The sequence below is a fragment of the Niastella yeongjuensis genome (assembly GCF_900110245.1).
GTDB lineage: Bacteria > Bacteroidota > Bacteroidia > Chitinophagales > Chitinophagaceae > Niastella > Niastella yeongjuensis.
The window spans coordinates 63,416-81,701 of the sequence record NZ_FOCZ01000018.1; the positions used below are offsets into that span (position 1 = coordinate 63,416).

The 18,286-nt window shown below is 44.3% G+C and carries 11 protein-coding genes; 6 read left to right on the forward strand and 5 right to left on the reverse strand.

Annotation, left to right across the window (positions count from 1 at the left end; genetic code table 11):
* The first annotated feature begins 11 nt into the window (after positions 1-11).
* From BMX95_RS30670 to BMX95_RS30690, 5 genes are all read left to right on the forward strand, one after another.
* Positions 12-2,048 (forward strand): LA_2272 family surface repeat-containing protein, encoded by a 2,037-nt coding sequence (locus BMX95_RS30670; protein ID WP_081198407.1) that lies wholly within the window; start codon positions 12-14, stop codon positions 2,046-2,048.
* Positions 2,049-2,119: 71 nt separating this feature from the next.
* Positions 2,120-3,244, forward strand: coding sequence for an LA_2272 family surface repeat-containing protein (locus BMX95_RS30675; RefSeq protein ID WP_081198406.1), 1,125 nt, complete (start codon positions 2,120-2,122; stop codon positions 3,242-3,244).
* A gap of 179 nt (positions 3,245-3,423) precedes the next feature.
* The gene (locus tag BMX95_RS30680) at positions 3,424-5,760 is read left to right on the forward strand and encodes a TonB-dependent receptor (protein ID WP_081198405.1); all 2,337 of its coding nucleotides are present in this window, start codon (positions 3,424-3,426) and stop codon (positions 5,758-5,760) included.
* A gap of 32 nt (positions 5,761-5,792) precedes the next feature.
* On the forward strand, positions 5,793-6,509 hold the full coding sequence (locus BMX95_RS30685) for a head GIN domain-containing protein (protein ID WP_165758843.1): 717 nt from the start codon (positions 5,793-5,795) through the stop codon (positions 6,507-6,509).
* 241 nt (positions 6,510-6,750) lie between these two features.
* Positions 6,751-7,245, forward strand: coding sequence for a hypothetical protein (locus BMX95_RS30690; RefSeq protein WP_081198403.1), 495 nt, complete (start codon positions 6,751-6,753; stop codon positions 7,243-7,245).
* Positions 7,246-7,320: 75 nt separating this feature from the next.
* Here BMX95_RS30690 and BMX95_RS30695 read toward each other — a convergent pair whose 3' ends face one another.
* Both BMX95_RS30695 and BMX95_RS30700 read right to left on the reverse strand, forming a co-directional pair.
* Entirely contained in the window at positions 7,321-9,531 is a 2,211-nt protein-coding gene (locus tag BMX95_RS30695; protein WP_081198402.1) for a pectate lyase family protein, read from the reverse strand.
* Between the two features lie 79 nt (positions 9,532-9,610).
* On the reverse strand, positions 9,611-12,055 hold the full coding sequence (locus BMX95_RS30700; protein WP_081198401.1) for an InlB B-repeat-containing protein: 2,445 nt from the start codon (positions 12,053-12,055) through the stop codon (positions 9,611-9,613).
* A 721-nt stretch (positions 12,056-12,776) separates the two neighbouring features.
* On the opposite strand from BMX95_RS30700, the gene BMX95_RS34735 reads away from it, so the two are divergent.
* Complete coding sequence (locus tag BMX95_RS34735) at positions 12,777-13,232, forward strand: glycine zipper 2TM domain-containing protein (protein WP_207631522.1); 456 nt, start codon at positions 12,777-12,779, stop codon at positions 13,230-13,232.
* Between the two features lie 103 nt (positions 13,233-13,335).
* Here BMX95_RS34735 and BMX95_RS30710 read toward each other — a convergent pair whose 3' ends face one another.
* The 3 genes from BMX95_RS30710 to BMX95_RS30720 all read right to left on the reverse strand — a co-directional run bounded on the left by BMX95_RS30710 (position 13,336) and on the right by BMX95_RS30720 (position 18,066).
* On the reverse strand, positions 13,336-13,728 hold the full coding sequence (locus tag BMX95_RS30710; protein WP_081198400.1) for a response regulator: 393 nt from the start codon (positions 13,726-13,728) through the stop codon (positions 13,336-13,338).
* Positions 13,729-13,948: 220 nt separating this feature from the next.
* Positions 13,949-15,109 carry a DNA polymerase IV gene (gene dinB, locus BMX95_RS30715; RefSeq protein ID WP_081198399.1) on the reverse strand — a complete coding sequence of 387 codons (1,161 nt, stop codon included), beginning with the start codon at positions 15,107-15,109 and terminating at the stop codon, positions 13,949-13,951.
* Positions 15,110-15,114: 5 nt separating this feature from the next.
* On the reverse strand, positions 15,115-18,066 hold the full coding sequence (locus BMX95_RS30720; RefSeq protein WP_081198398.1) for a DNA polymerase III subunit alpha: 2,952 nt from the start codon (positions 18,064-18,066) through the stop codon (positions 15,115-15,117).
* Between the last annotated feature and the right edge of the window lie 220 nt (positions 18,067-18,286).

The following is an 18,286-nucleotide window of genomic DNA, read 5'->3' on the forward strand; positions in this document are numbered from 1 at the left end:
AATTAATAACCATGGTAAAGCTACGGGGAGTTCTTCCTACGATAATTGGATTACTTTGTCTTAACATCAATGTATTAGCACAAAACCTGCTCGATAAAAGGATCACTATCGATGCCAATAACCAGCGCCTGAGTGAGGTATTAAAGCAGATCAGCAGTAAAGGGGATTTTTATTTTTCCTACAACAGCAGCATTATTGCCCGCGATAGCCTGATCTCTTTTTCAGCCTATAACAAAACCATAAAACAGGTACTTGACCAGTTTTGCGGCAGCCAATACAAGTGGCAGCAAAGCAACAATTACGTCATATTACGCAAAGCCCCCATAACACCACCTGTAGTTATTACCAGCCCTACACCCAGTGTTGAAAAATTATATACCGTTACGGGTTATGTAATGAATAGTGAAACCGGCGAAAAAGTAGGCAATGTGACCATTTATGAAAAACAACGACTGGTATCTACCATGTCGGATGATAAAGGTTATTTCAAAATAAAACTGAAAAGCAGGTACAGCACGGCTTCCCTTACTATAAGCCGCGAGTTGTTTGAAGATACCACCGTTGTTATAAAACCTAAATTCGATCAACAGGTTACCATCGTAATGACGCCGCTTGAAACCAGTGAACCTGTTGTTACCATCAGCCCTATTGAAGATGAATTGCCTGATACCATTGTGGTTAAACCACCTACCGACACACTCACGGCGCAATCCATAACAAAAGAAGAGATCAACCGCGTGGAGAAATCACACTGGGGTAAATTTTTGCTGTCGGCCAAACAAAACATCCAGAGTATCAACCTGAAAAAATTCATGGCCGACCGTACCTTCCAGGTTTCATTGACACCGGGTTTAAGTACGCATGGAAAATTAAGCGCCCAGGTAGTGAATACCGTTTCAGTAAACGTAGTGGGTGGTTATACTGCCGGGGTAAACGGGGTTGAAATAGCAGGCGCATTCAATATCAATAAAACAGATGTGAAGTACGTGCAGGCTGCCGGATTATTAAACTTTACCGGTGGTTCTGTTAAAGGCGTACAACTGGCAGGTATGCATAACCATGTGCTGGGCAATGTTGAAATTGTTCAGGCATCGGGTATTGCCAACTTCGTGAAAGGCAATGTAACCGGTGCTCAACTAACCGGCATCTACAACCATGTAAGTAAAGATGTAAAAGGACTGCAGGCTGCAGGTATTGCCAACTTTGCAAAAGGCAATGCAACCGGTGTTCAGATAAGCAGCATTTATAACCACGTTGCAGGTTCATTTACCGGCCTCCAGGCAAGCAATATTTCCAACTTTGTATACCGCAAGTTCACTGGGGTGCAATTGAGTAATATTTATAATGTTTGTTACGACACCCTGGTGGGCGTTCAGGCTACCAACATTATAAACTTTGCCCATAAACAGGTTTCAGGTGTACAGTTGTCGGTCATTGGGAACGTAGCTACGCGGGAATTAAATGGTGCTCAATTAGGGCTGTTCAACTACGCAAAAAAATTGCGTGGTTTCCAGTTAGGGCTTATCAATGTGGCCGATACTTCAGACGGCTACAGCCTTGGGCTGATCAACATCGTCTTCAAAGGATATCATAAAATAACTTTCTCTACCAATGAAAGCATGCGCTTCAACGCAGCTTTTAAAACCGGTAACAGCAAGCTTTACAGCATTCTGTTAATGGGCTTCGATCAGAAAAAAACAACGGAAGACTCTGCCAATGTATTTTCCCTGGGGTATGGTTTGGGGCATGAGTTTTCACTCGGCAAATGGTTCAGCATCAATCCGGAGTTCACTTCACAATACCTGTACCTGGGAAATTATAACAGCACCAATGTGATGAACAAATTACATCTGCAATTTCATGTTAAGTTTGGAAAATACTTCTCTGTCTTTGGTGGTCCTTCCTTTACCATGTTGTATTCCGACCAGACAAAAACATATTCCGGCTGGAACTACCCTATTCCACCAACAGGTTACCACACATTTGAGTTGTGGAGCAACAACGTAAAAGGCTGGATAGGCTGGAACGCGGGTATCAGCATCTTCTAACAATCACAAATTTTAGTTAGCCGAATAGGGGAACATCTTCGTTGGGTTGTCATACTGCAAATTATATTTCTATGATAAATGGGAAAATTGCAGTATGCCTTTGTGCCTGCATCATATGGAAAACTGTTGCGTTTGCACAATCATCAACCAGCAATCCTTATAATATAAAAGTGCCTGCACGTGCAGGTGTAATACCCAACATTAGCACACAGGGTAAGAATGACATGTTCACTACCAGTAATTTCTCTTTGAATTTATTGGGCGGTTACACCGGTAGCGTGAATGGTCTTGAGCTTGGCGGCTGGTTCAATATCGACAAACGAAACCTGAAAGGCATGCAGGCCGCAGGCTGGTTCAACGTAGTTAATGGTGATGTGAATGGATTACAACTGGCAGGCTTTTTCAACGGTGCCAGGAACAATGTAACAGGCGCACAGTTTGGCGGCTTGCTTAACTACGCCAATAAGAACGTAAATGGCATGCAGGTAGCCGGCATTTATAATCACGTGGCTGGAAAATTCAATGGGTTTCAAACAGCTGGTATTGTAAATTATAATCAGCAGTCTGTGAAAGGTATGCAACTGGCTGGTATTGCCAACATCAACCCCAACTTCACCAATGGTGTTCAAATAGCCGGCATCGTAAATTACAGCAAACACCTGCGGGGCTTACAACTTGGCCTGATCAATATTGCCGACACCTCAGATGGCTTTAGCATTGGTTTGTTAAACATTGTAAGAAAAGGTTATCACAAAATAACCGTCAGCGCCAATGAAGTGCTGAATGCCAACCTTGCTATAAAATCGGGCAATGCAAAATTGTACAACATCTTAACGGTAGGTGTTAATGCAGGCAGCGATGATAAAATTTTCTCGTATGGTTATGGCCTTGGTCATGAAATAAATGTTGCCAAATGGCTTACCGTAAACCCTGAGCTCACTACTCAATACCTGTATCTTGGCAATTGGAACTACCTGAACCTGTTAAGCAAATTTCAGGTACTGGCTAATTTTAAACTAACACACAACCTCGCCATTTTTGGCGGCCCTTCTTTCTCTGTGTATTACTCCGATCAACCGGAAGCTGTTAAAGGCTATAAATTCATGGTGCCCGGTAATAATTATCATACTTATAATCTTTGGCGTGACAACCTAACCGGCTGGATTGGCTGGACAGCGGGAATTAGTTTTCTGTGAGTAGTGAGTAGTGAGTAGTGAGTAGTGAGTAGTGAGTAGTGAGTAGGCTCGCGATTATTCAGACTTCAGAAAATGACTTTGCCCCTACTGCCCACTGCCTACTGCCTACTGCCTTTTTTCAATTAAGCATAGGGGTATTTATTCACCCAACTGTCACACTAGCACAAAAGTAACCAACCATGATCAACAGTAAAATAATCGTCTCACTTACAGCAGGTATGCTATATTATATAACCAGCTTTGCGCAATTAACGCAAAACATCAGGGGCACTGTAACAGACCAACTGCTACAAACACCTATTGCAGGCGCCACCGTGGTTATAACCGGTACTGATAAAAAAGTAGTGGCCGATTCACTGGGTAATTTCAGAATACCCAATGTAGCAGCAGGCACGTATACGCTGTTGATCACCTGCATCAATTACACCGATGCAATTGCCAGTAATATTGTAGTGAATACCGGCAAGGAAGTAGTGCTGACCATTGCAATGGAAACAAAGGTAAGAGCCGAGAAAGCCGTTGTAATAACCGCAAACAGTAAAAAGAACCGGCCCCTCAATGATATGAGTGTGGTAAGTGCCCGCGCCTTCACCGTTGAAGAAACACAAAAATATGCGGCCGCAGTAAATGACCCCTTACGCATGGTTACCGGTTTTGCCGGTGTTGCCAGTGCCGATGATGGCGGCAACGATATCGTGATAAGAGGGAACTCACCAACCGGTTTATTATGGCGCATGGAAGGGGTTGATATTCCTAACCCCAACCACTTCAGTGAATCGGGTGGCAGTGGTGGCGGTATTTCTATTTTAAGTTCTCAATTACTGGCCAACAGTGATTTTATAACCGGCGCGTTTGCCGCTGAATATGGCAATGCGTTAAGTGGTGTATTTGATCTGAAACTCAGGAAAGGCAATAATGAAAAAAATGAGTATGCGCTGCAGGCAGGTTTCCTGGGTCTGAATGCTGCAGCCGAAGGCCCCTTGTCTGCATCGCATAAAGGTTCTTACCTGGTTAACTACCGGTACTCTACCCTGTCGTTGTTAAACAAAATGGGACTCGATCTGTCGCAGGGCACAACCAACTTTCAGGACCTTTCGTATAACATATATCTCCCCACAAAAAACAAAGGAATTTTTACGGTGTTCGGGTTTGGCGGATTAAGTTCCGAAAGACAAAGCATCGAAACCGATAGTTCTAAATGGGAAATGCAGGATGACCGGTACGCCGGTAAGTTCGTAGCAAATACCGGCGCTACCGGCATCACGCATACTATTCCCATCGACAATCAAACCACGCTGAAGTCGGCACTGGCCTATTCCTATACCTCCAACTCTTATAATGAGCAATATGCCGAGTCCAGTAAAACCGTTGTAGACAATTACAAGGACAATTACGTAACCCAAAAGATCCTGGTCTCTTCAACCCTCAATCATAAGATCAATGCCAGCAATGCCCTGAGGGCAGGTGCCTACGTGAATTTCATCTTCTTTAAATATTACAAGCTTTCGAAGGAAAATCCCAATGCACCGCTACTCGAAAACATCAATACCAGCGGCAATACCCAAACCGTTCAGGCCTTTGTGCAATGGCAATACAAACCTTACAACAACCTTACCTTTAATGTGGGCATGCATTACCTGGCATTGTTGTACAACAATACCGGCTCTGCCGAACCAAGGGCTTCTGTAAAATGGGACCCCAACAGCAAAAGTTCTCTGGCATTTGGTTATGGTTTACACAGTCAGTTACAGGGTATGGGTGTATACTTTGCAAAAGACATCAACGGCCAGCTGCCCAATCAATATATTGACCTTACCAAAGCGCAGCATTTTGTACTGTCGTATAGCCGGCTGGTGGGCTATAAATTAAGAGCTAAAGCAGAAATGTATTATCAGCAATTGTTCGATGTACCGGTTACGGCTGATATCAACAAAACATTCTCCACACTCAATATTCAGAGTGAATTTATTACGGATCCCCTGACCAATAATGGAAAAGGCAGGAACTATGGTATTGAATTAACCCTGGAGAAATACCTGGATAACAATCTTTACTACACAGTGAATGGCTCCTTTTTTCAATCAAAATACACCGCAGCAGACGGCGTGGAAAGGAATACCCGCTACAATGGCAATTATCTTTTTAATGGGGTGGCCGGAAAAGAGTTTCCCTTATCGGGTCAACGCAAGGTGTTGGGCATAAACTTCAAGGTTATTTATGCCGGTGGTTACCGCACAACGCCCATCGATCTGCCGGCATCACAACAGGAAGGGTATACCATCTATAAAGAGAAAGAAGCATTCAGCCTGCAAAACCAGGCTTACTTCCGCCCCGATTGCCGCATTAGTCTTAAGTGGAACCGCCAGCGATTGACCAGTACGCTTTCACTCGATATTCAAAATCTAATAAACCGGAAAAACATTTACAACCAGCGATACGACCTGTTAAAAGGTACAACAGTTACCAATTACCAGAACGGGATGATCCCGGTATTGAACTATAAAGTAGAATGGTAAATACACAATTATCAATTATAAACATTACAACCATGAAAAATTTCCATTTAGCGCTCTGTGTGATCCTATTGCTCATCGTTTCTTTCTCCTGTAAAAAGATCACCGGAAAAGGACCGGTAGTAGTTGAAAGCAGGCAAACCGCCACCTTTGACGGCCTGAACCTTAAGATACCGGCAGAACTGTATTTCAAACAGGATTCTGTTTTTAAAATAGAATTACAGGCCCAGGAAAATATCCTTGATGAAATAGAAACCGCTGTTATCAATAATGAACTGCAGATCCGTTTCCGCCATGATATTACCAAAGTTCGCAGTAATGATGGCATAACCGTATTGATAAATGGTCCTGATGTACGATCGTTCACAGTAGATGGATCTGGTTACCTGGAGATCCCTGACCTTATTACCCCTGCCAACATGAGTTTACATGTAAATGGTTCAGGCAACCTGAAGGTTAACAATGTAAATACTACAGAGGTCAATGGCGAGATCTCTGGTTCAGGTATCATAACCGTTAGCAGTGGCAATGCCAATACGAACAACCTTAAAATTAGCGGAAGCGGATTAATAAATGCATCGGGTTTAATGGTAAAAGATGCCCGCGCCAACGTAAAAGGATCGGGAAATATTCAATTGTTTGCCACCCAAACATTAGACGCCACCATTTCAGGCAGCGGCAGTATTTTGTTTAAAGGCTCACCTGCCGTTACTACCCATATTTCCGGTTCAGGCACCGTAACAAAAATGTAATTGATAGATGAACTGTACGCATACTGAATTTCACAACACAAAACACCAGTTAACAATTAGGTAATACAGAGTTAATATTGTTTAACGTAGTGGGCATCTAAACGATTGACATTTATCAAAAACATGCTCGTTTTTTCCACAATGCGATATAAATAATCCACAATGCATTTTCCTTACAGTGAACAGGTCTATTTTTGGCGGGAGATTCCTAATAATTTGTTAACCCGCTAATTGTCGCATTATGAAATGGGTGTATGTTAACCAGCCGTCTGTTTATATTAGAAAATATCAATTAACAGAAGGCGACAATACTAAACTGGTAATAAAGTATAACCTCGACCAACAATCAGTACGTATTAGTAGCGAAGAGAACCATCGGCTTTTTTTTATCGACAAAACAGGATTATGGCACAACAAAACCATATTGAAAAATGAATATGGTGTAGAAATTGGCAGACTGGCTATTGACAAGGTTCATGGTACAGGGATCATAGAAATTGAAGGAAAAAAATATCACTACACCTTGCAGAACAATTCGCAACTGGTGATATTTGAACACACGATAACTAATCCGTTGGCTGTTTGTGATATGGCAGAAGCGCCTTCCTTTGCTTCCCTGTCGGCCAACAAATACAGCAACGAAGAATATGCCTGCTTTTTACTGGGCATTTGCTGGTACCTGTTCCCGCTCACTGCCGCTGAACAACTTGAATTTTCCGGAGCTACTGTAGCTTAACCCTATATCTTTTTAAAAATTGTAAGAGTCCCCCCGGTTAAACCAGGGGGACTCTTTTTTATTACCGGCTTATAGTTAACGTACGAAAGTATTCTGGAGAACAGTTTTTGTTTTGCCGTTATGTATGATTATAAAATAAACACCTTTTTGTAAGCCGGCATAATCTACAGGTATTGAATAGGTACCGGGTGTATAGGTTTTATTGGCCAATGTTTTTATTAACCGGCCATCGGTGGTATACAAACTAACCATCACTTTTTCAAAGGTGGTAACGCCAAACCGCAGGGTTGATAAACCCGTTGTTGGATTGGGCAGCACCATTGGTTGCACATTGGCAGGATTAACGCCTGTAATAGGCGTTTCGGTTTCCATTCTTGAACCGGTAGCCGCGCTGCACGACGCTTCTGTTGGGTTGGTTCCGGTAATTTCTATCCAGTCTATATTGGCGAACTCAGCAGCAACAGTAGTTTCCAGCCTGATCTTGTTTGCACCGGCAACCAGCGTAACCGGAATTTGAGCAGTGGTGGTCCAGGTGGTCCAGGCAGCTGTTTTCGGGAAGGAAACTGCTGCATTCACCTGCACGCCATTTACCAGCACCCTGGCTGTTGTAGCGCTTTGTGACCCGGCATTGGCATAACGCCAGCGAATATTGTAGGTACCTGCAGCACCCGCACTTACCGCCCAGGTAATGCCCTGTCCGCTCGAATTGCTCAGATTGATATAATAACCGCCATCAGCCCCGGTATACGTGTTTTGGCGGGAACCATTGGCACTGCAATAACCGGTACCTGTACCTGATTTATCATCGATGCGCAAGGTTGTGCCCGTTCCACCGCCACTGGTGGTGAAGTTGGCAGTAACACTGGTATTGGCATTCATGGTAACGGAAGTTGTAGTACTGTTGCCGCTGGCACCACCGCTCCAGCTGCTGAATACATAACCCGATGCCGGCGTAGCCGTTATGGTCACCACCGTGCCTGGTGCATACGTGCTGGTATTCGGACTGCGGGTAACAGCACCACCGGCCGAAGGGTTAGCCGTTGTAGTTAACGTATAGGTAGTACCGGTACTGTTGGTAAAATTGGCCGTAACGCTGGTATTGGAATTCATGGTAACAGTGGTTGTAGTATTGGTACCGCTGGCGCCACCACTCCAACCGGTGAAAGTATAACCCGATGCAGGGGTCGCAGTGAGAGTAACCACCGTGCCGGGAGAATAGGAGCTGGCGTTCGGACTGCGGCTGACAGAACCGCCTGCTGAAGGATTGGCCGAAGTGGTCAACACATACGAAGTGCTGGTACCGCAACCGCATTGCGTGGGCGATGGCAAGGTGGCCCCTGCCCCACAGGTGGCATTACTTACCAGCGCTTTTACATTGGCCGCAGGCGCAATACTCATGGAATAAGCAGGCGTAAAAGAAGTACCACTGCCGGCGGTATTACCTGTTGTACTGTTATATACATTGTTCCGGGAGGTTACAGCGGTAAAATTATTCTCATACAGATCGATGGGGTCGTTCACACCATCAAAATAATTACTCTCTACCAGGATATCGGCTTCCACACCGGCCCGTACGCAATAATTGGTTTGCGGACTATCGAACAAATTATTCACCACATGCACCTGGCCAAACCGAACGCGGGGCATACGCTCCACGGTACCGGTCGTCCACCAGTTGTACACCATAGTAACTTTGAGGCGGCCACGGTCAGACGTTTTGCTGTCTGAATTACCGATCAAATTACAATACTGGTGGTTTTGCGAAGCGGAGGTATAATGGAATTTTGTCCAGGAAATGGTAACATAACTGGCGCCGTTGGTAATGTCCAGATCCCCGTCCTGCCCATCATAAATATCACAATGGTCAATCCATACGTTGTTGGTAGAAGAACCGTCGATGGTTATGCAATCCACGCCATCTACATCCACCGCACCCGGTCCCTGTACAGTCATATTCCTGATGATCACATTACTGGCCTTTACATCGAACCCGCCAACCAATTTGGCGCCGGGCAAACCTATGATGGTGGTATTGGCAGCCACGCGTACACGGGTGCCAACACCGGATCCCATGGTTCCGCTCACATAAATAACCCTTGAACCTGAACCATTGGCCAATGAAGTAAGGTCACTGATATTAGAAACAGTTACGGGTGTCGCATTGCCACCACCTGTAGTACCGCCATTTTGTGTACACCAGCCTACGGGTGCACATTGGTCCTGCGCATACGACAACGAAAAAACCGTCATCAGTAAACACAGCAGTGTAAATATTTTACTTTTCATACAAGTTGATTTGATTAGTTAAGAGTAAGGAAGGGCTTTCCGTCTCGGTTGAGCCGGAACAGAAAGCCCTGTTGGTTGTTTATCTGGTCAGTATATTTTGAAGTAGTTTCTGTTTACCGTTATAGTTTATTGAAATAAAGTATACACCTTTCTGCAATCCTTTATAGTCAACCGGAACGGCATGGGTACCTGCCGCAAATGTGCGGTTTGCCAACGTAGACACCAGGCGGCCGTCTGCTGAAAACAGGTTGATGATCACTTTCTGCTGACTGCCCAGCGTAAACCGTACAGTCGACAAACCTGTTGTTGGATTGGGCACAACAAGCGGCGCTCCTTCTACCATCATAGTTGAGGTTTCGTTTTCCGTAGCAATTCGGCTACCGGTAGCAGCACTGCAAGAGGCTTCGGTTGGATTGTTTCCGGTAATTTCTATCCAGTCGATATTGGCGAACTCAGCAGCCACAGTAGTCTCCAGCCTGATCTTGTTTGCACCGGCAACCAAGGTAACAGGAATTTGAGCAGTGGTGGTCCAGGTGGTCCAGGCAGCTGTTTTCGGGAAGGAAACTGCCGCATTCACCTGCACGCCATTTACCAGCACCCTGGCCGTTGTAGCGCTTTGTGAGCCTGCATTGGCATAGCGCCAAACCAGGTTATACGTACCAGCTGCACCCGCGCTTACGGCCCAGGTAATGCCCTGTCCGCTCGAATTGCTCAGGTTGATATAATAGCCGCCATCAGCTCCGGTATAGGTATTCTGGCGTGAACCGTTGGCGCTGCAATAACCGGTACCCGTACCTGATTTATCATCGATACGTAAAGTAGTGCCGGTACCACCGCCACTGGTGGTGAAGTTAGCTGTGACACTGGTATTGGCATTCATGGTAACGGTGGTAGTATTGCTGCTGCCGCTGGCGCCGCCGCTCCAGCTGCTGAATACATAACCCGATGCCGGTGTTGCTGTTAACGTAACCACCGTACCCGCGGCATAGGAAGTTGCATTCGGACTGCGGGTAATAGAACCGCCGGCTGAGGGACTGGCCGTAGTAGTTAAGGTATAGGTGGTACCGCTTCCATTGGTAAAGTTGGCAGCAACCGTTTTATTGGCATTCATGGTAAGCGTTACCGAGGTAGATGAGCCCGACGCATCACCACTCCACCCGGTGAAGGTATAACCACTGCTGGCAGTAGCAGTAAGCGTAACCACTGTACCCGGGGCATAAGTAGTAGCATTCGGATTGCGCGAAACTGTGCCACCGGCAGCAGGCGATACATTGGTAGTAAGCGAATAAGAAGTGGAAGTATTACCCGATTCAATGGCACCCAGGTCAGGTGCGCCGCCATTGTAGGTAATACCGGTTGAGGTAACACCCGCGTTAATAAGATCGCTGCCCGAAGCCAGATTTAAAAATCCATTGGAGGCAGGGTTGGCATTGGGGCCCGGTGTTAACGTAACAAAATCGGCCGCTGTCACCGTAAAACCACCCGCAGCTCCCTGGAATGAATTGGGCGCGGTGGCGGTGCCAATAATGCGATCGTTTGAACCGCTCTGGAAGGAGAGGTTGTTTTTAAATACACTGGTACCTCCATCAAAATTGAAATTGCGCTCCGTATTGTTATAACCGGTATTATTGGTCACTTCAATAGTGCCCAGGTTTCTGTTGTAAGTAAAACCATGTTTACCGTTGTTGAAGGCAATACATCTTCTAACAATGTGGTTAACCGAAATATCTTCGCCACCCAGTTTGAAGCCGTTTTTGTCGCCATTGCCTGAGGTAGCCCCATCGGTTAAGATACCATTGTCATGGGAAATACAACCATCCAGCGTTATAGCCCCAATGGGGCCTGTATCGGGTTTTGTGTAAAGGTCCCAACCATCGTCGATGTTATTATGTGAAACACAATTGCGGAAAACGTTTCCTGCGCCGCAGGTAAGTTTGGCGGCAAAACCATCGGCATCTTCATTATCCGGATCCTTATTGTCATACGCTTCACAATTCAGGATCAGGTTATTACTGGGCCATTGCGCAATGGTAGTGTAATTGGTGTTATACCTGCTTAGCTGTAAACCGGAGTCGGCGTTCTTTCTGAAAATACAGCTTTCAATAGTGTTGTTATCACCGGAAAGCAGCAACCCATTGTCACCGGCGCTTTCGATGATCAACCCCTTTAAATGCCAGTAGCTGCCGTCCAGGATAATACCCCGGTTGGAGGTAGCAACGGCCATGCCGGCAAAACTGAGTACAGGTACTTCACTGCCATAGGCAAATAAATTCTTTTGTGCAGATGAAGTGCCACTGTTCGATTCGGCGATCAGTACGGTGGCAGTTAAATTATAAGTACCACCCCGCATATAAATTGTGCTACCGGCCGTAATAGTAGCAATCGCGTTTGCCAGGGTAGTTGGCGCTGAAATGGAAGTGCCGGAATTGGTTGCACTCCCCGAAGGAGAAACATACAGATCCTGGGCATAGGTACCCACATAAACCGAGAATAAGGAAAATAATAGCAATAGCATTTTTTTCATAAAACAAGCTTTAATTAAAGTATAAAAGACAATCGTTAAAGGCAATAAGAGTCCTGCATAGTCTTTATTAAAAACTATGTTATAGAAGGCTACACCATTTGGGTGAAACAGTTTGAAAAAGCTACCTAGCGGATAATATGCTCAGCATGCAGAGAGCCGGGTTTCCGGCAAAACAATAAGCTATTGATCGCTATTAGCAATAACGGAATCGGGTAATTGGGCCGGATAAAAAACCATCTGGGTAATTGAAGAAAAATTCTGGGGAATGGGTAATTAATAACTATAGGAAAGTTAAAAAGAAGTGAATTACTTCAAGGGTATTAAAAGAGATTTTTTTACGCAAACGTTCCCGGAAGCGTGCACCATACAATTAACTATCGTTCAACAACAACCGTGAAAATACGGTCTGTAAATAAGTATAACGAACAGGAATGGCCTAAGTTAAATAATCAACCCATTGATATTGGCCGCCTTACCGGGCAAAACATTTTTAGCAGAAAGGTTCGCAAAGAATAGTAAAAACCGCAAAACTTCCCTATTCATTAACAGCTCACTGCCACAAGGCCTTAGTTTTTCTTTATGTTAATGTGAATGAGGGCTACTTTATTGAAAATGAAGGTCTACAGCACCTTCCGGCACCAGCTTTAACATTTGTCGATTTTATGGCACGTTTTTTCAAGTAGGTAGTGGGTATTGATTGATAACCTTAAAATCGCAGATTATGAAACGGATATTTTACACAACCGCAGCAGTAGTAGTAAGTGCAGCCATGTTGATATCGTCGTGCAAGAACAATGATAATAAACTGGAATCAGGCAGTGTACCTGTAACGCCCAATTCAATTTCTCAATCGGAGTATAATGAGTTTAAAGAATGGAAACAAGAACAGGAGAATACGCAAACAAAAACAACCCCTGCCACTCCGCAAACAGTGGTAGTGCACAAACACTATACGGTAAATAAAACAACCACGGCACCAGTAGCCCAAAAAACTAAAAAGAAAGGCTGGAGTAAAGCGGCCAAAGGAACAGCAATAGGTGCGGGTGTAGGAGCAGCAGCAGGGGCTATAATAGTTAAAAAGAACCGGGCTTTAGGCGCCGCAGCAGGTGGTGTGCTGGGTGGCGGCGTTGGCTATGGTGTGGGCAGGTCTATGGATAAAAAAGACGGAAGATATTAATTAGAAACTGGCTAAAATAAACAAGCCCTCCCGATGCATCGGGAGGGCTGTTTGTTATTTGGTTTAATGGAATGTGCGTGTTTTATTAAAAGCTAATCAAGTTTTAGGCCACTTGCACCTGGCTTATCAGGGACAATAACATATTATTTAAATCTGCAAAGGGTGCGTCTTTTGCGATAAATCCGTCGGCCCCCAATTGTATTCCTTTGTTAATATATATGCTGCTGTCTTCCATGGAAAAGAAAATGATCTTCATAGCCGGCCATTCTTTTTTCAAATGAACGGTAGTTTCCAACCCATTCATTACTGGCATATTAATATCAAGCACACAGATGTCGGGTGTATGGCATTCATGTAATTTATCAAGGAACTGCTGCCCATTCTCTGCCTCCACAACTACAGTGTAACCCAATGATTTAAGGCGAAATTTTACACTTTCACGAACAAGGGCATTGTCATCTACAACGGCGATAGTGATAGGATGTTCTTTTTTCATAGTTACTTCAATTTTTTTCAAAACGTCATGCGTCACGAATCGTTAATTAGGTTTATCAGGACTGCCATACTCAAAAAGTTGAGACATTCCCTTTATTACTAATACACCGGAGTAGAAAGTTCGACAAAAGATTTTTTCAGAAAGGCAAAAAATGAATTGTTTTCTGGTTTTCAATAGGTATTTGCACTTAAAAAACAGGCAGTAAAGCCGCTATTTTCGTTTATACACCACCTATCCCAACGGCCCGGATAAGCGTTTTTTCCCCGAATCGCTTTTTTACACTGTCGATTGCCTGGTACAGTTTGATCATTTCCTGGGTATCCTCAAATAAACTTATCTGGTAATTCCCCGGAATGAGGTGGGTAAACCGGATACCCAATAACCTGATGAGTAATCGCCGCTCGTATAACTTATTGAACAGCTCCTTAGCCGTTTGTAATAAAACATGGTCGGCATTGGTATAGGGTATAGTAATTTGTTTGGTAAAAGTTTCAAAATTCGAGTACCGCACCTTCACGGTCACGCAACCGGTCAGCTTGCTTTGCTGGCGTAACTGAAAAGCTATTTCTTCTGTCATTCGCACCAGCTGACTATGCAAAAAATGGGTATCGATGGTGTCCGTTTGAAAAGTGCTTTCTGTAGAAATGGATTTCTGCTCATGATAAGGTACCACCGGCGTTTCATCGATTCCATTCGCCTTCCTCCATAGGTCAATTCCCGATTTTCCCAATAAATTCTCCATCATCTCCATAGGGATCTCACTTAACACCTTCACCGTTTCTACTCCCATCTTTAACAGCTTATACCCGGTTTCCTTGCCTACGCCGGGTATTTTTATAACACTGAGCGGCGCCAAAAACGACTTTTCGTTCCCGAAGGGTATTTCCAGCTGTCCATTGGGTTTTACCTCGTTGGTGGCTACCTTACTGATGAGTTTATTGGAAGCCAGCCCCCAGGAAATGGGTAACCCGCTTTCCTTATTGATCTTTTTCTTTAACTGATCGGTAAATTGCAAACACCCGAAAAACTTATCCATTCCGGTAAGATCAATATAAAACTCATCGATGCTCGCTTTCTCAAAAACGGGCACCGTATCTTTTATTACAGCCGTTACCAGGTGGGAATATTTGCTGTAGGCTTCCATATCACTTCTTACAACAATCGCTTCCGGGCACAACCTGCGGGCAATTTTCATAGGCATGGCACTGTGAATACCAAACTTACGCGCCTCATAACTACAGGCGGCCACAACCCCGCGGTCACTGCCACCCCCTACCAGCAGTGGTTTGCCACGAAACTTCGGGTTGCGTAGGGTTTCTACCGATACAAAAAAAGCATCCAGGTCAAAATGCGCAATATGTCTGTCCTTTGATAATAACATTGTAGTTATTTAAGTGTATCGTAACTGCGTTTTTTAAATCCCACTTTTACCGTTTTACGTGCCTCAATACTATACACCCCAAAATCTTCCACTACCCGGCCGGTGAGTTTATAAAAACCTCCACTGTGCAATGGATAATTTCGGGCTGCATCGGGAAAGTGAACGGTATCGACCCAATCGAGGTCCTTATCAATAAAAGTTCCGAAGAACATGATGTCCTTATTTTTCGTTTGCACATGTTTGCTGGCAATAAAATAAACCAACACCGTAATTACCTGGTGCAAATGATTGCCTATTTCTCTTGCCGGAATATAGTTATCGGTATCCTCATCTACCATCGAAAACGGATTCGATAAAGTAAAACCCAGGATCTCTTTCTGGTCATACAGATCGTCAACTGCATTGTCGGTTAATACGGGCAGACTAAATTCCACCGGTTTTTCTACAAACAAAGACTCGCTAACCGGGATATGACTTTTATTCTTCTTTTGCAGAAAGTTGGCTTCCCATAACAATTGCTTTTTTGTTTTACCGGTAAACCTGAAAGCGCCCACACTCACCAGTATATTGAGTTGTTCAAGCCCGATCTGGGTACGTTCAATAAAATCCTGCAAATGCAGAAATGCACCGCCCGCTTTTCGTTCCTCCAAAATCTGTTGCATGGAGTTTTCCTGCAATGCCCTGATATGAACAAAACCGGTATACACTTCATTGCCACTGATACTGGTGTATTGCTCGCTGTTGTTTATACAGGGCGCATGTATAATACCTCCCGCCTTCATTAATTCAATAAAATATAACTCGGTAGAATAAAAGCCCCCGAAATTGTTGATCACAGCTACCATAAATTCCCGGGGGAAGAATGTTTTTAAATACAGGCTCATATAACTTTCCACTGCAAAACTGGCCGAGTGTGCTTTATTGAAACTGTAACCGGCAAAGCTTTCCATCTGCCGCCATACTTCATGCGCCAGTTCATCTGTATGCCCCAGCTCCCGGCAATTAGCCAGGTATTTATCTTTTACATGTTTGAATTTATTACCCGACCGGTACTTACCACTCATGGCCCGGCGCAGGATATCTGCTTCACCCAGGGATAAACCGGCAAAATAATGCGCGATCTTTATCACATCTTCCTGAAAAACCATTACGCCGAATGTCTCGCTTAAATGTGCTTCAAAAAGAGGGTGCAGGTACACTATCTTATCCCGGTTATGGAACCGGGTTATGTATTCCCGCATCATACCCGATTGCGCCACACCGGGCCTGATAATGGAACTAGCTGCCACCAGCGTGATGTAATCATCGCACCGCAGCTTTTTCAGCAGTTGCCGCATCGCTGGCGATTCTATATAAAAACAGCCAATGGTTTCAGCCTTCCGGATCTGATCTTTAATAGCAGTATTATGTCTGAAATTGTGAAAGTCATGAATATTGACATCGATGCTCCTGTTGGCTTTTATCAGGCGAAGGCTTTCCTTTATATGCCCCAGCCCCCGCTGGCTCAGCACATCAAACTTGTTGATGCCTATATTCTCTGCAACGAACATATCCATTTGCGTGGTGGCAAATCCTTTAGGCGGCATAAACAAAGCGGCATACTCATAAATAGGTTTTTCGGTAACCAGCATGCCGCAGGGGTGAATGGAAATATTGTTGGGAAAATTCTTCATCAGCCTGCCATATTGCAGAATAAGCCGTTGTATTTTGTCGGTAGGCTGTACCGTGCGCTGCAGTCCCTTTATTTCCTCAACCGGCAATCCGAATACCTTTCCCAGTTCCATAATGGTCGCATCGTGTTGAAACGTAGTGTAAGAACCCAACAGGGCCACGTGCTTACGACCATACCGTTTAAAAATATAATCCATGATGTCGTCGCGGTCTGTCCAGCTGAAATCAATATCAAAGTCGGGCGGGGAAGTGCGCTCGGGATTCAAAAAGCGTTCAAAATAAAGATTCAGTTCAATAGGATCTACATCGGTAATACGCAGACAATATGCCACAATTGAATTGGCGCCACTCCCCCGCCCTACGTAATAAAATCCACGCGACTGGGCATATCTGATCATATCCCAGTTGATCAGGAAATAAGAATTAAAACCCAGGTCGTTTATGATCTTTAATTCCTTTTGCATCCGATCCTGCGCTGCCTTATTCTTTTTTCCGTAACGGGCCATCAGTCCTTCCGTGGCCAGCTTTTCCAGCAATACCCGGTCATCTTCGGCAGTAGCGCTGAAGCATTTTTTGTTTTTATCAACCTTAAAGTCCATTTCAATCCGGCAGGCGTCCAATAGCTTGTAGGTATTGGTAACAATAGCAGGAAACTGCCTGAACTGCTCCAGCAGGGTGGCCGGTGATACAAATGTTTCATCAGGTGCTGCCTGGGTTTCAACAGGCAATTTCGACAACAGGGTATTCTTGTGAATGGCGCGCAACAGGCGGTGCAAATTGAAGTACTGTTTGTTTTGAAATGTTACCGGTTGCCGTACTACCAGTTTGTGTTCATATTTCTTCCAATCGGTGCCAAACAGCTTATTTAATTCCGATGCCAGTATGCCTGTATATTCATCGGGCAACAGATCACCGGCAGCCTTTCTATCAAAGGGATAAATGATATACACATCGCCGCTGTTTTGAAACCAGGTTGATGCCTGCTCAGGAAAGTTTTTCTTATGCTGCAGGTAAAAAGACAAAAATTCATTGATACTGGCAAAACCCTTGTTGTTTTTCGCCAGTAAAATATAAAGCAGGGTGTCTTCATTCCTGATCTCAACGCCAACAACCGGCCTGATGTCTTTTTGCTGGCAGCTGTTTACGAAATCCCAGCTATCGCAGGTACAATTGATGTTTGTTAATGCCAGTACATGAATACCGTGGTCCGCAGCAGTAGTAACCAGTTCTTCTGTAGAATAAGTGCCGTATCGTAAGCTGAAATATGTTCTGCAATTTAAATACATAGTAGTCCTTGCTCCACTTCAAAACTACTACGATTACTAATTAATTTAGCTTTACTAAACTAACATACTTAGTATTCAAAACTAAATTTGTATTATATAAAACAACAAACCGGAAACAATAAATCCTTTATAAATGAGGAATGTACCTGATGAAAACAGGTATAAATTGTACTTTGTCACACAGGCTTTGTAATTAATAATGTTACAAGTCATACTAAGA

Bases quoted from the DNA above. Each gene is read 5' to 3' on its own strand.
- dinB (WP_081198399.1), bottom strand. From the start codon at position 15,109: ATGTTATTATCAAAGGACAGACATATTGCGCATTTTGACCTGGATGCT.
- BMX95_RS30680 (WP_081198405.1), top strand. From the start codon at position 3,424: ATGATCAACAGTAAAATAATCGTCTCACTTACAGCAGGTATGCTATAT.
- BMX95_RS30675 (WP_081198406.1), top strand. From the start codon at position 2,120: ATGATAAATGGGAAAATTGCAGTATGCCTTTGTGCCTGCATCATATGG.
- BMX95_RS30670 (WP_081198407.1), top strand. From the start codon at position 12: ATGGTAAAGCTACGGGGAGTTCTTCCTACGATAATTGGATTACTTTGT.
- BMX95_RS30700 (WP_081198401.1), bottom strand. From the start codon at position 12,055: ATGAAAAAAATGCTATTGCTATTATTTTCCTTATTCTCGGTTTATGTG.
- BMX95_RS30695 (WP_081198402.1), bottom strand. From the start codon at position 9,531: ATGAAAAGTAAAATATTTACACTGCTGTGTTTACTGATGACGGTTTTT.
- BMX95_RS30690 (WP_081198403.1), top strand. From the start codon at position 6,751: ATGAAATGGGTGTATGTTAACCAGCCGTCTGTTTATATTAGAAAATAT.
- BMX95_RS30685 (WP_165758843.1), top strand. From the start codon at position 5,793: ATGAAAAATTTCCATTTAGCGCTCTGTGTGATCCTATTGCTCATCGTT.
- BMX95_RS34735 (WP_207631522.1), top strand. From the start codon at position 12,777: ATGAAACGGATATTTTACACAACCGCAGCAGTAGTAGTAAGTGCAGCC.
- BMX95_RS30720 (WP_081198398.1), bottom strand. From the start codon at position 18,066: ATGTATTTAAATTGCAGAACATATTTCAGCTTACGATACGGCACTTAT.
- BMX95_RS30710 (WP_081198400.1), bottom strand. From the start codon at position 13,728: ATGAAAAAAGAACATCCTATCACTATCGCCGTTGTAGATGACAATGCC.